The 13,210-nt window shown below is 63.4% G+C and carries 13 protein-coding genes; 11 read left to right on the top strand and 2 right to left on the bottom strand.

Annotation, left to right across the window (positions count from 1 at the left end):
- Positions 1 to 389, top strand: a 389-nt coding sequence (locus ABD212_RS17915; protein ID WP_344097303.1) for a formyltransferase family protein, incomplete at its 5' end; no start/stop codon positions are given.
- A gap of 118 nt (positions 390 to 507) precedes the next feature.
- Here the strand turns inward: ABD212_RS17915 and ABD212_RS17910 are convergent.
- Positions 508 to 1,440 (bottom strand): LysR family transcriptional regulator, encoded by a 933-nt coding sequence (locus ABD212_RS17910; RefSeq protein ID WP_344097300.1) that lies wholly within the window; start codon positions 1,438 to 1,440, stop codon positions 508 to 510.
- Positions 1,441 to 1,561: 121 nt separating this feature from the next.
- Here ABD212_RS17910 and ABD212_RS17905 point away from each other — a divergent pair, with 121 nt between their 5' ends.
- Positions 1,562 to 2,938 carry an aminomethyl transferase family protein gene (locus ABD212_RS17905; protein ID WP_344097298.1) on the top strand — a complete coding sequence of 459 codons (1,377 nt, stop codon included), beginning with the start codon at positions 1,562 to 1,564 and terminating at the stop codon, positions 2,936 to 2,938.
- Positions 2,939 to 3,102: 164 nt separating this feature from the next.
- Positions 3,103 to 4,245 carry a cobalamin-independent methionine synthase II family protein gene (locus ABD212_RS17900; RefSeq protein WP_344097296.1) on the top strand — a complete coding sequence of 381 codons (1,143 nt, stop codon included), beginning with the start codon at positions 3,103 to 3,105 and terminating at the stop codon, positions 4,243 to 4,245.
- Between the two features lie 98 nt (positions 4,246 to 4,343).
- Here the strand turns inward: ABD212_RS17900 and ABD212_RS17895 are convergent, their stop codons facing one another.
- A complete protein-coding gene (locus tag ABD212_RS17895; RefSeq protein ID WP_344097294.1) occupies positions 4,344 to 5,549 on the bottom strand; it encodes an ROK family transcriptional regulator in 1,206 nt (401 codons plus the stop codon).
- A gap of 196 nt (positions 5,550 to 5,745) precedes the next feature.
- Between ABD212_RS17895 and ABD212_RS17890 the strand changes: the two genes are divergently transcribed.
- The 8 genes from ABD212_RS17890 to ABD212_RS17855 all read left to right on the top strand — a co-directional run bounded on the left by ABD212_RS17890 (position 5,746) and on the right by ABD212_RS17855 (position 13,009).
- Positions 5,746 to 6,219 (top strand): VOC family protein, encoded by a 474-nt coding sequence (locus ABD212_RS17890; protein ID WP_344097292.1) that lies wholly within the window; start codon positions 5,746 to 5,748, stop codon positions 6,217 to 6,219.
- A gap of 124 nt (positions 6,220 to 6,343) precedes the next feature.
- Positions 6,344 to 7,720: an ABC transporter substrate-binding protein gene (locus ABD212_RS17885; RefSeq protein ID WP_344097290.1), complete on the top strand. Its 1,377-nt coding sequence runs from the start codon at positions 6,344 to 6,346 to the stop codon at positions 7,718 to 7,720.
- Positions 7,721 to 7,796: 76 nt separating this feature from the next.
- Positions 7,797 to 8,702 (top strand): carbohydrate ABC transporter permease, encoded by a 906-nt coding sequence (locus tag ABD212_RS17880; protein ID WP_344097288.1) that lies wholly within the window; start codon positions 7,797 to 7,799, stop codon positions 8,700 to 8,702.
- A 52-nt stretch (positions 8,703 to 8,754) separates the two neighbouring features.
- The gene (locus ABD212_RS17875; RefSeq protein WP_344097286.1) at positions 8,755 to 9,483 is read left to right on the top strand and encodes a carbohydrate ABC transporter permease; all 729 of its coding nucleotides are present in this window, start codon (positions 8,755 to 8,757) and stop codon (positions 9,481 to 9,483) included.
- Positions 9,484 to 9,620: 137 nt separating this feature from the next.
- On the top strand, positions 9,621 to 10,436 hold the full coding sequence (locus ABD212_RS17870; RefSeq protein WP_344097284.1) for a TolB family protein: 816 nt from the start codon (positions 9,621 to 9,623) through the stop codon (positions 10,434 to 10,436).
- 83 nt (positions 10,437 to 10,519) lie between these two features.
- The gene (locus tag ABD212_RS17865; RefSeq protein WP_344097281.1) at positions 10,520 to 11,473 is read left to right on the top strand and encodes an aldo/keto reductase; all 954 of its coding nucleotides are present in this window, start codon (positions 10,520 to 10,522) and stop codon (positions 11,471 to 11,473) included.
- A gap of 49 nt (positions 11,474 to 11,522) precedes the next feature.
- The gene (locus tag ABD212_RS17860; protein ID WP_344097278.1) at positions 11,523 to 12,023 is read left to right on the top strand and encodes a heme-binding protein; all 501 of its coding nucleotides are present in this window, start codon (positions 11,523 to 11,525) and stop codon (positions 12,021 to 12,023) included.
- Between the two features lie 11 nt (positions 12,024 to 12,034).
- Positions 12,035 to 13,009 carry a Gfo/Idh/MocA family protein gene (locus ABD212_RS17855; protein WP_344097276.1) on the top strand — a complete coding sequence of 325 codons (975 nt, stop codon included), beginning with the start codon at positions 12,035 to 12,037 and terminating at the stop codon, positions 13,007 to 13,009.
- Positions 13,010 to 13,210: the final 201 nt, after the last annotated feature.

Raw genomic sequence — 13,210 nt, 5'->3', positions numbered from 1 at the left:
AGATCGTGAAGCTGCTCGCCGGGAACGTCGACTTCATCGTGCTGGCCCGGTACATGCAGATCCTGTCGGAGTCGTTCCTCGACGATGTCGGCGTGCCGGTGATCAACATCCACCACTCGTTCCTGCCCGCCTTCATCGGCGCCGCCCCATACCGCAAGGCGAAGGACCGCGGGGTGAAGCTGATCGGCGCCACCTCGCACTACGTCACCAAGGACCTCGACGAGGGCCCCATCATCGAGCAGGACATCGCCCGCGTCGACCACGCCCACACCGCCGCCGACCTGCAGGCCCGCGGCGCCTACGTGGAGCGCGCCGTGCTGTCCCGCGCCGTGCAATGGCACGCCGAAGACCGCGTCATCCGCCACGGCAACCAGACCATCGTGTTCTAGCCCCATACAGGCGCGCCCCACAACGCCGTAGCCGCGGCGGCGAAGAAATCGATCCGATCGTCGTGCGCGACCTCCGGAAGGCTGTCGCTGCCGGCGATGGGGCTCCGCCCGGATTGCTTCAGGCGCGCGCGGGAGCGCCCGCGGTCCCGTCTGCCGCGCTGGATGACGAGAGCAGCTCCCGGAGGGCGATGTACTTCGCCGTCATCGGGGCCCCGCTCGGCCGGGCAAGACCGACAATGTTCGACGGAATCGCCCCTGCTATCTCGAGTGAGACGACCCGATGTCCGTCATAAGTAATGGGCGTGGCAAGTCGCTGCACGAGTACGGAGTAGCCGAGCCCTCGTCCCACAAGGCACCGGGCGAGCTCGTAGTTCGTCGTCGTGTGCCGCACGGTGGGGGACAGGCCCTCGCGGGCGAACATCTGCTCCGTGTTCTGACGGCTTGGCTGCATGTCGAGCTGGATCAGCGGCTCGGGGGCGAGTTGCGCAAGTTCGACGACACCTTGGTCTGCGAGCGGGTGATCCCATGCCACGATCACGTAGGGGCGGTAGGTGGCGAGCGGCTCGAACGCCAAGCTCGATGCCACGTCCACACTGTAGAGGACTGCGGTGTCAATCCTGCCCTGCAGGAGCAGTTGATGTAGTTCAGGCGCGGTCGCTTCGATGAAGTCCAGCGCGAGCTGATCGTGAGAGCGCCGAAAGCCGTCCACCACCGCGGGCAGGAAGAAGGGCGCGAGGGTGGGGAAGCAGCCGACCGAGAACCGGCCACTCAATCCGACTGCGCTTTGGGATGCCTCGCCTGCGAAGGCCTCGGCGCCTGCCAGGAGTTCGCGCGCTTGCGCGATCAGACGTCCTCCGGCGGGCGAGAGTTGAACTCCTTTGCCCTTTCTCCGGATAAGAAGCTGCACCCCTAGTCGAGACTCCAGTTCGTCGAGCGAGAGCGCGAGAGCCGACGCGCTCACGTGGCATCGATTCGCCGCACCCGAGAGCGAGCCTTCACCGGCGATCGCGTCGAAGTACTCGAGCTGTCTCAAGGTGAACGAAACGGTCATCAGACCAGTTTTTCTGGTGTGAATATCGTCATAAGACTGTTTTACATGAAGGTGGGTGGCCGGACAAACTGGGATTCCGGACTGAACCAGCTCCGGACCCCACTTCGAGGAGGAAATGGACGTGGCCAACAATCTTGAGGACGCGATCGCCGACGCCGGCGGTGCGCACACGATGCTCTGGGAATCGCAGAGCCCGCCCATCGTCAGCACCCCGGTGACGCCCGAGTTCACCAACTGGCGCGACGAGCAGCTGGCGTGGCGCCGTGGCGCCGTTCTGTTCGACCAGTCGCACCACATGGCGGACCTCAACATCAAAGGCCCCGATGCCCTGAAGCTCATCCGCGACACAGCGGTGAACAGCGTTGAGTACTTTCCCGTCGATGCGGCGAAGCAGTACGTGGCGGTGAACGCCGACGGCGAGCTGATCGGCGACAACATTCTGTTCCGCAACGAGGAAGACGAATTCCAGGCTGTCGGAATCCCGCCCAGCATCAATTGGCTGCAATATCACGCCGAAACGGGCGGCTACGACATCGACATCTGGCGGCACAACCCGTCTTACGGTCGTGTCGGCAACCCGGTCGTCTACCGCTACGAAGTGCAAGGACCGGGTGCAATGGATGTCATCCGTGAGGTTCTGGGTGAGGAGCCGCCCACGGTGAAGTTCTTCCACGGAACACGGTTCACGATCGCCGGAAAGACCGTTCGTGCGCTCCGGCACGGAATGGCCGGGGAGCCGGGATTCGAGTTCGTCGGGCCGTGGGCGGATCGCGATGCCGTGATCGGAGCGATCCTCGAGGCGGGCGCGAAGCACGGCCTAGTGGAGGTCGGCGGACGCGCATACCTGACAAACTCTCTCGAGTCGGGCTGGCTTCCGCGTCCGCTGCCCGCGTTCTACTCGGGCGAGAGCACCGCCGACTTCAGGAAGTGGCTTTCGGCATCCGACATCGATGCCAACGTCTCGCTCGGCGGCAGCTTCTTCTCGCCGAATCTCGAGGACTACTACCTCTCGCCATACGACGCCGGCTACGGGCGCGTCATCAAGTTCGATCACGACTTCATCGGCCGCGAAGCCCTCGAGCAGCAGGTCGAGAGCGGCCGCGCCGCGGCGCGGCGCAAGGTCACCCTCGCGTGGGATGGCGACGACACCGAGAAGGCGTTCGGGTCCATGTTCCAAGAGGGACCCGGTGCGAAGTTCATCAATCTCCCCATCGCGCACTACGCCACCTATCACTATGACCGTGTCGAATCGCCTGCGGGCGAGCTCAAAGGACTCTCGCTGCACACCGGGTATTCGGCGAACTTCCGATCAATGCTGTCGATCGCAACGGTCGATGCGGAGTTCGCAGAGCCGGGCACCGAGGTCGCGGTCGTGTGGGGAGAGGCAACGCCCTCGTCGAAGGTTGCCGTCGAAGACCATGTGCAGGTGAAGATCCGGGCCACCGTCAATCCGGCCCCCATCGACCTGAATGCGCGATCGAACTATCGCAAGAACTAGTTAGTCGACCGTGCGTTGAGGATGGCCGCCATCGCTTCGAGTGTGTGGTTGGAACGAGAATGCGATTTCGAGGATCTGAGTGAGAGTAGGCCCATCAGATGGCTGAGCCCCGACACGCCATTGGCGTTACCCACGCCGGCAGCCTCCCACGCACTGATCAACTCATGGCAGCGAATGGTGTGCGGGAATTCGCAGCGGACGGCCTGACCCTTCTCCGCACGCCGGCCTTCGACTCGCTCCTGTCTCACGCCGTCACGGATGTCGTGGCCCGCCAGATCGACACGGGTGTGAGCATTGTCGGAGACGGAGAGTTCGGCAAAGCGAGTGCAGATTCCACCGACTTCGGTCCGTGGTGGTCCTACTCGTTCCAGCGCTTCGCCGGCCTGGCCGTCCGCCCCGTGAACGCGTGGAACAAACCTGAGCTCGAAAGCCGTCCGGGGGAAGTGAGGCTCACGTCTTTCCGGGAACGTCGCGACCGCAAGGCGTTTCCGCAGTTCTACGCCGAGCTCAACACGGGACCCATCGCTCGCAACGCACCATCCGTCGTTGGACGGCTCACCTATGTGGGGCACGACCAAGTCGCGGTGGACATCGCGAATCTGCGGAGCGCGCTGACGGCATCGGCCGCGTCTGAGGGTTTCCTCACCTCGATCGCACCCGGAGTTGCTGCACGTCTGGTGAACGACTACTACGCGTCCGAGGAGGAGCACCTGTGGGCGTGGGCCGAGGCTCTGCGAGAAGAGTACGTTGCCATCATCGACGCCGGTCTCGTCCTTCAGATCGATGACCCGTCGATGGCTGAGAACTGGGATGCGATCACTCCCGAGCCGTCCGTCGGTGATTACCTCGCGTATACGCGGCAAAGAGTCGATGCGCTGAACTGGGCCCTTCGGGATCTTCCCGCCGAGCGGATCCGCTTTCATCTGTGTTGGGGGTCGTGGCATGGACCGCACACGACCGATCTCGAGTTCCGGCACATCGTCAAGCTGATGCTGGAAGTCAACGCTGGTGCGTACAGCTTCGAGGCGGGCAACGCCCGCCATGAACACGAGTGGCGGATCTGGGACGAAGTTCGGCTTCCGGATGACAAGACCATCCTTCCCGGCGTGGTGAGTCACGCCACGAACGTCGTCGAGCATCCGGACTTGATCGCGGAGCGGCTTCTGCGGTTCGCGGATCTGGTCGGCGCCGAGCGGGTAGCGGCATCGACAGACTGCGGTCTCGGCGGACGGATTCACCCAGAGATCGCTTGGGCGAAGCTCGGTGCCCTGGTCACGGGCGCGGCCCGGGCTTCTGGAAGCCGATAGCGGGTCGCTGGCTGCGAGCTAACCCATCTGGGAAGGCGCGCTGCCCCGTAGATGGGTTGTAGGAGGCCGGCCCTCCTACTCGCCGGCCTCTACATGAGCTACGTGCCGAGCAGCGCCCGCGAGCGTCGGGAGCCACCCAACTGCTGATGGATGGCAAGCGTGGCAGCACCGAGCGCTGCGGAGCCGTGGCGCGACGCCGAAAGCCGCACTTCGAACGTGTGCGCATTTCGGATGAGGGCACGGGCCTCGAGGACCTCCCTGGTGATCCTCGCGTAGATTTCGCCGGCGACGTCGAACCCTGGACCGGTCAGCACGATTCGCTGAAGATCGAGCACATTGGTCAGTGAGACGAGAGCGGTGGCGAGTGCTCTCGCTGAGTGCTCGACGAGGTCGACCGCCTGCGCGTCTCCGTTCATTGCCGCCGCTGCGATGCGCTCGAAGTCACTCCAATGGTCGCCCTTCTCGGCGCTGAGTCCGAGCCTCCCTTGCAGCCCGTCGATTTCCAGCGCCTGGGCGACGACGCGTGCGGGCGCGGCCAGAACTTCGAGACACCCGTGCCCACCGCAAGGGCATTGAGGGCCATCCCAGTCGATCGTCATGTGCCCGATCTCGCCGACATTGGAGCTTGCGCCTCGGTACACGTCACCGCCGGTGACCAGGCCGCAGCCGAAGCCTATGGACAGGTTCACCACCAGGAAATGCTCGGTTGCGGAAGCGCCGCTGACCCAGTACTCGCCAATCGCTGCGCACGTAGAGTCATTCTCCACGGCAACCGCCAGGCCGGTCGATGCGGCCAGTTCAGCTTCGATCTGGCGCCAGTCCCAATCGACGAAGTCCCGAAGTTCGTCGTAGCGCGGAATCGTTCCAAGTTCCCGTCGACCGGGGGCCGCGATGCCGACCCCGACGAGAGAATCGACGGGCACACCCGACGCCCGAATCAACTTATCCAGCTCCGCCGGCATGCGCCGGAGGAGGTCCTGCAGGCTGCTGTGCGCGACGCCGGCGGTCTCCAGCGTGGCGACGACGCTTCCACCGAGGTCCGCGAGCACGTAATGAACGGCGCTTTCGCCCAGGAAGGCGCCGACAGCGTGCCGCGACCTGTTGTTGACTTTCAACAGAGTAGGTCGCTTGCCTCCGGTCGACAGACCGAACCCCGTCTCGAGTATGACGCCGCCGTCGAGGAGCTCCCGGACGATGCGCGAGATGGATGCCTCGGTCAGGCCCGATTGCCCGGCCAGTTCGACGCGACTGATCTCACCTCCGGACCGGATCAGATCGAGCACGAGGCCGCTGGTGTCACGCATACGGATCAGGCTATTGGCTGACGGCATCCAAACTCACTCCGATTTCTTACTTACTTACTCTATACAAGTAAGCCGGAAGATGCTACTTTCCTTTCACAGGGACCGTGCCAAGGACCGGTGACCCTCCACAAGGAAGTGAGCAAACGGTGTTCGAGCCTCCCAAGATCGTCGGCGTGACCCTCTCCAGGGGTCGGTCATGACGGTCCCCGTCGGGCTCGCCCACATCGGACTTCACGTCCGCGACATCGATGCCGTGTTCGCTTGGTATCAGACCCACTTCGGCTTCGAATCACAGATGCGATTCCCGCGTCCGGACCTTCGCGTCCCACTCATCGAGGAATCGGGCTCTGAGATCCTGCTGATGCGCCGCGGCGAATTGACGATCGAGCTCATCGCCGCTCCCGGCCACCAACCGCATCCGATGGCGTGGCGAGACCACGTATCGGCCGTCGGTTTCGGTGGCTTCGGACACCTCTGCTTCGAAGTGCCTGACTGCTTCGCCGCCTGTGCGCAGCTCGAACGGCAGGGTGTCCCGATAAAGCTCGGACCGACCACGTGGCCCCAACTGGGGTTCTCGACAGCGCATTTTCACGACATCGAGGGAAACGACCTCGAGATTCTCTCCTTTCACCCGGAAGGAGCGAGCGACCCGGTTCGCTCGAGCCCGTGAGCGAGTACTCGCTCGCACACCCGTTCGCCGCGAACGCAACACAGCAATGTGCGCCGCGAACGACAGTCAGCGTCGACAAAGGTCGGCCGAAGCAGTATCCGACACATTAAGAGGAGTAACACCGATGTTCTTCAAACGAGGTTCGAAAGGGCGCCGTCGCGGCGCCGTCATCGCCGGCGCCGCCGTAGTCGTAGCGTTGGGACTGGCGGGGTGTTCGGGAGGCGCTTCCGGGTCCAGTGGCGGGCCGGCTGACAGCGGCAAGGTCTCGTGGTGGAGCGCCGCCGCCGACGTCGCGGTTGCCGAGGCCCAAATCGCGGCGTTCAACAAGCAGTACCCGAACATCAAGGTCACCTACAAGAAGGTCCCGACCGACACATACCCCGCTGTTCTCAAGCCGGCGCTGCTGTCGAACAACGGCCCCGATGTCTACGCGGTGCAGCCAGGCGGCCAGATCCCCGTGGCCACCTTCGGAGCGACCGCGATCGACCTGACCCCGGCGATGAAGGCGCTCCGTGGCAACGACTGGCAGAACGGACTGCTGCCCGCCGGAGTCGAGGGGTTCACCGTAAACGGCAAGCTCAAGGCCGCCGCGGTCGGCCGCGTCGCCAGCGGAATCCTCTGGATCAATCAAGGATTGTTCGACAAGTACAACCTTGCGGCGCCGACGACTCTGGACGAATGGGTCAAGGTCTGCAAGACGTTCCGCGAGAACGGCATCGGATGCTTCAAGCAGGCGGTGGGAGCGCCCGGATTCGACACCGACCTCATCCATACGATCATCAACAGCGTCAAGCCGGGCGCGTTCCAGGATGCCGTCAGCGGCAAGATCAAGTGGACCGATCCCGCGATCGTCGACGGATTCACCGTCCTGCGCGATCTCACCACCGACGGGATCATGGACGAGGGCGCGGCCGGAATCCAGCAATACCCCGACGTCAACAACGCCTTCCTCGCGGGCAAGTCACCTATGGCCATGTTCGGGACCTGGTATCAGCAGTACACACAGAAGGACATCCTCGCTAAGGCGATCACTGCCGCAGGCCTTCCGAGCGACACACCGCTTCCGACGCTGGTACCGATCACGTTCCCGAACGTCGGTGGGACCACGCCGGGCATGATCACGGACGTCGACTACGGCGTCGCGGTGAACTCCAAGTCGAAGAATCGCAACGCGGCTACCACCTTCGCGCTGTGGCTCGGCGCAACAAAGGAAGGGCAGCAGGCGATCGCGGATCCGCTCGACGAGTATCCGGTGCTGTCTGGGGTCCAGCCGAACGCGGACACGCTCGCTTTCGTCGACAAGGCGGTCCAGCAGCCGGCGTTCGTCGAGCTCGGCGCAAACGTCGACAAGTCGACCGAGCCTCGGTTCGCCAACATCAACCCGACCGTGCTCAATGCGCTCATCGCGGCTGATCAGAGCATTGTGAATGGAGAGGCGACCCCCGAGCAGGCGGCGGCCACCCTTCAGCAGGTCCAAGACGCCAACCCTCCGAAGGGCTGAGTTCGTGCCCGGGACGGGGGAGGCGTGGGTGAAGGCTGACGCCTTCCCCGTCCGGCCGACGACGAGGAGGGTCGATGTGAACACCGTTGCGAAGCGCCGAGCAAACTCGGCGCGGCTTCCAAGCGGAATGCTGTGGATCCTGCCCGCGCTCGTGGTGTCGGGCGGATTGATCTACTACTGCATCGGCTACACGGGGTACATCTCAACGCAGAACTGGGACGGAATCAGCCCAGACAGCGTCAGCGTCGGACTCGCGAACTATGTCCAGCTGTGGCACGACCCGGTGTTCTGGCTGACGATTCTCCACACAGTCGCATTCTTCGCTGTGACGTTCGTCGTGGAGGTGCTGCTAGGTCTCGTGTTCGCGGTTCTGCTCGCGTCGAACGTGCGCTTCGGCGTCGTCTACAAGGTGCTGATCTTTCTTCCTGTGCTCCTGGCGCCCGCAACCATGGCCCCCGTGTTTCGTCTCATCTATGCGTCGGACGGTCCGTTCAATGCTTTCCTCAGCGCCGTGGGTCTTGGAGCGCTCGCTCAACCGTGGTTGGCGCAGTCAAGTACCGCTCTGTTCGTTGTCATGTCCATCTCGATCTGGCAGTACACCGGCCTGGCCTTCATCCTCTACTCCGCCGCGCTGACGCAAATCGATCCGCAGGTGATCGAGGCTTCTCGCGTGGACGGGGCAGGAAACGCGCGAATTCTCTTTCAGATCATCTGGCCGAGCGTGCGAGGCACGACGGTCGCGCTCGCAGTGCTGGCCGCGATCGGAGCGCTGAAGACCTTCGACATCCCCTACCTGGTCACAGGAGGCGGGCCGGTCTATTCCACGGAGTTCCTGGGGACCCTCATCTACCGGGTCAGTGTGCCGCAATCGCAAGTGGGATATGGTGCCGCGCTGTCCATAGTCCTGCTTGTGCTGGCAGTCTGTGTCGCGCTCGCATTCATGTTAATCGGCTCGGAGCGAAAGGCGCCGAAGCATGTTTGAAGCACGCCGTTGGACCGGAAAGCTCGTCCTGCAGATCGTCCTCACACTGCTGGTGCTGCCGTTCGTCTTCCCGCTTGTGGCGATGATCGCCGGCTCCTTTGCGGGAACCGGGTGGAACAACTACGCCGCGGTGTTGTCCATCGGCGCGCTGCCGCAGTTCTTCCTCAATAGCGCGATCATCGCGGGGGTCGTGATACTGACCGTCTACCTGTGTGGTCTGCTCGCGGCGTTCGGATTCAGCAAGCTGCGCATCCGAGGAAAGGAGTTCTTTTTCTGGCTGCTGCTGCTCGTGCTGATGCTCCCGGACGTGACACTGTTGACACCGCTGTTCACGACCGCCACATCGCTCGGCATCTATGACACCTACATCGCGGTGATTCTGCCGCTTGCAGCTCTGCAGATCCCGTTCGCGGTTCTCCTCACGCGCAACTTCCTCAACGGGCTCCCAGACGAGTTCCTCGAAGCAGTTCGAGTCGATGGAGCGAACACCTGGCAAGCGTTCGTGCACATCGTGATACCGCTGACCCGCCCGATTGCCGCTGCCGTTGTGATTCTGACCCTGATCAACGCGTGGAACAACTTCCTGCTGCCACTGGTGTTCCTTCAGAGTCCCGACCTGCAAACGGTGACGCTGGTGCCGACCTTCTTCGTCGGTCAGTTCAGCAACGACCAGACCAAGGTTCTCGCGGCGGCTGTACTCACAGCCATCCCCGTCGTCGTGGCATACCTGTGCCTGCAAAGACTGTTCGAGCGTGGCCTCGCGGCGGGAGCCATCAAATGAACGAGTTCCCAACCGGTCCGTCATCCGTTGGTGGCGCTCGCCCCCCCGAGACCAATCGCAGCCCGGGGCGCAAGAGTCTGCAACCCGGGCAGGTGGCGCAGGTTTACGTTCACGATGTCCGCTCAGGGGTCGACACAATGATTCTCGAGTCAGAGCTTCTCCTGGAGGCTCCGAACTGGACACCCGACCGTGGCACGCTGATCGTCAACGCCGAGGGAGGCCTGTACCAGCTCTCTCTGGAAAGTGGTCGACTCGAAGCATTGGACATCAGCGGGGTGGCCGACGTGAATAACGATCACGTGCTGTCACCCGATGGGGAGTCGATCTTCTTCAGCGCCGCCGGCCACCTCTATGGCGTCTCGGTGCACGGTGGCGAGGTGCGCAAGGTGTCCAACGATCACGGCGATGAACACCCCTACAGCTACTGGCTGCACGGGATCTCACCCGATGGGGAGACCCTCGTCTATGTAGCGGTCGAGCCGTACAACGGCGATGCGCGAGGTCGTCGAAACCTCGCGATCATATCCAGCGTTGGAGGCTTGGACGCATACCTGACGGATGGGCTGATCGGGTTCGACGGTCCCGAGTATTCGCCCGACGGCCACTGGATCTACTACAACTCCGAGGAAGCGGCCGCGCGACCAGGGCACAGCCAGATCTTCCGCATGCGCCCGGACGGCTCAGATCATCAGCAACTGACGTTCGACGATCGGGTGAACTGGTTCCCGCACTTGAATCCCGCTGGAGACATGCTCGCCTACATCAGCTACGAGCCGGGCAGTCTGGGCCATCCCGCCGACGTAGACGTCGTGCTCAAGCTGATGCCCGCGTCCGGCGGTCGTCCGCACGACGCGGTTCGACTCTTCGGTGGTCAGGGGACCATGAATGTGAACAGCTGGTCGCCCGATGGCTCGCAGTTCGCCTTCGTCGCCTATCCGGCGAAGTCGCAGTGAAGCGTCGCCGGTTCTCATCTCCGCGTGCCGACATTAGCAACAGCGATGGATGCCCCAACCAATCAGAACGGATCGAATAGCCAATGAGAATCGACGACAGCACTCTCTGGTTGCGGGACCTCGGGTCGACAGGTCTCACCGTCTCAGCAGTGGCGGCCGGAGGAGCCGGAATCGGGAGTTGGCCGGAATTCTTCGGGTATGACGTCCCCATCGAGCAGGCGCTTCAGCTGGTGAGCGACATCCTCGACAGTCCCGTCCGCGTGATCGACACGTCGAATGGGTACTCGGAGGGCGAGAGCGAGCGGCGAATCGGTCAAGCGATCGCGCTGCGGGGCGGGCTTCCCGACGACCACTGGGTCGCCACGAAAGTCGATTCGAAAGACGGCGACTACTCAGCACGCCGCGTTCGCGACTCGATAAGAGAGAGCCAGGATCGGCTGGGTCTTGAATTCTTCCCGCTCGTGTATCTCCACGATCCGGAATACGCGCCCGACATCTCGGAACTTCTGAGTCCCGGCGGCGCGGTCGAGGCCTTGATTCAGCTTCGTGATGAGGGCGTCATCCATCATCTCGGCGTTGCAGGCGGGGACGTCGGCGTCATGCAGCGATTCGTAGCGACCGGGGCGTTCGAGGTACTTCTCACTCACAATCGATGGACCCTCGTGGACAGAAGCGCGGGCACCCTCATCGACGAAGCAGTTGGACGCGGCATGGGGGTGGTGAACGCGGCCTATCTTGGCGGGGGCCTTCTCGCGAATCCGCATGGCACTACCCGATATGGCTACCGGCCGGCATCCAACGCTACTGTCGCGGCGGCTAGGGCACTTGAGCAGCTATCTGCGACGTGGAATGTGCCTCTCGCGACAGCGGCACTGCAGTTCTCTCTGCGGGATCCGCGGATCGACATGTCGATCGTGGGGATCAGCAAGCCAGAGCGTCTTCCCGCGCTCGTGTCTGCCGTGGAGACGGAGCTTCCTCCCGACTTCTGGGTGGCCGCTGAAAAGCTCCTTCCGTCTGAAGAGCACTGGCTCGGATGACGAGTTCATTCCGAGAATCGTCGGTCACGTCAAACCAGGAGGAGCCATCATGTCAATCACGTCCGTTCAGGAGGAGCTGAGCCGCATCGACCGCGAGGAGGAACTCGCCGAAGTCGAGCGATTCGGCCACGCGGAGGCGCTGCGCGTGGGTCAGTGGATCGTCGACAACGCCATCGCCGACAACCGCGTGATCGCGGTGACCATCTTCCTCGGCGAACAGAGGGTCTTCCATGCGGCGCTGGCCGGCACGAACCATGACAATGACCTCTGGCTGGATCGCAAGGCGAACCTCGTGAAGATGTATGGGAGGTCGTCGTATTACGTCAAGAATCTCTTCCTCAGCTATGGTCGTGACTTCTTCACCGATTCACTCCACGACCCGCATGTGCTGGCCGCAGCGGGTGGCGGCTTTCCGGTGCGCGTGCGAGGTTCGCTCGTTGGCGTCATCGCGGTCTCCGGCGCGTGGACGGATGGTGGCGAGCGCGCCGAACATGAGCTCCCGATCGCGGCGCTGTCCGCGTTGCGGGCGACCCAGGTGTTGGAGGTCTAGTGGGAGATCGCGTGTTCACGATCGGGATTCTGGGTGCCTCCCACATCGCGCCGCTCGCTGTCATCCGGCCGGCCAGGAGACGAGGGGTTCGTCTCGGCGCGGTCGCGTCGCGTCGAGCCGGCGCCGCCGCGGCGTACGCGGAGATCCAACACATCGAGCGGGCGTACGGAACCTACGAGGAACTCCTCGCTGACAGTTCCATTGATCTCGTCTACAACTCACTGCCACCGTCGGAGCACGCGCGCTGGTCGATCGCATCCCTGAGGGCGGGCAAGCATGTCCTGTGTGAGAAGCCGTTCGCGATGAATGCGACCGAGGCGCGCGAGATGCAGGCCGCCGCACGCGAATCCGGCCGCCGAGTCATCGAGGCCTTTCACGACCGATACCACCCGCTCAGCCATCAGATCGATGCCATCGTCAACTCCGGTCGTCTAGGAGAGATCGTCGAGATTCGAGCCGACTTCTCGGTGGACATGCCCTTCGCCGAGACCTCGATCCGGCACGATCCGAAACTGGGAGGCGGCGCGCTCATGGACCTCGGCTGCTACCCAGTCCATTGGGTGCGCACACTCGTCGGCGAGGAACCGCGTGTGACATTCGCCGAGGCTGCCCTGAATCCCCTCGGAGCGGACTCCAGCATCGCGGCGCGGCTCGAGTTCCCTTCAGGCATCGCCGCACAGGTGTCGTGCACGTTCAACGGTGGACAGCCCTCTTCCACCATGGACGTCATCGGCACCCGTGGCGACATGCACATCAAGAATCTGGTCTTCCCCTCGCAAGGCCACAGCATCTCGGTAACCAGGGACGGTCTCACGTGGATGTCCACGGTGGGCGGGAGAGAGACGTTCGATCACCAGCTGGATGCGGTCGTCAACGGGATTGCTTCGGGTGAGCCGTTGCTCACCGAAGATGACGACCCGATCCACAACATGGAAGTTGTCGACGCGATCTACGCGGCGGCAGGGCTGGACCGAACCTGGGTCTGATTAGGCCGATCCGCAATGCGGCCGACGCGGACTCGATGCAGTCAGACTCGCGAGAGTGGGTCCATCCGCCCGTGTAGTTGTCCCGCACGATTAGATGAGCCGCCAGATTGGAGGGCCGAAGCCGTGGCCATTGGCGCCGGGACGCGGCTCGGGCGCGACGCGGCCAGACGGCATGCAATACGTGTCTATGCGCACGGCGTC

The sequence above is a fragment of the Microbacterium deminutum genome, assembly GCF_039530205.1.
GTDB lineage: Bacteria > Actinomycetota > Actinomycetes > Actinomycetales > Microbacteriaceae > Microbacterium > Microbacterium deminutum.
This window is presented reverse-complemented; position numbering and strand designations above follow the sequence as displayed.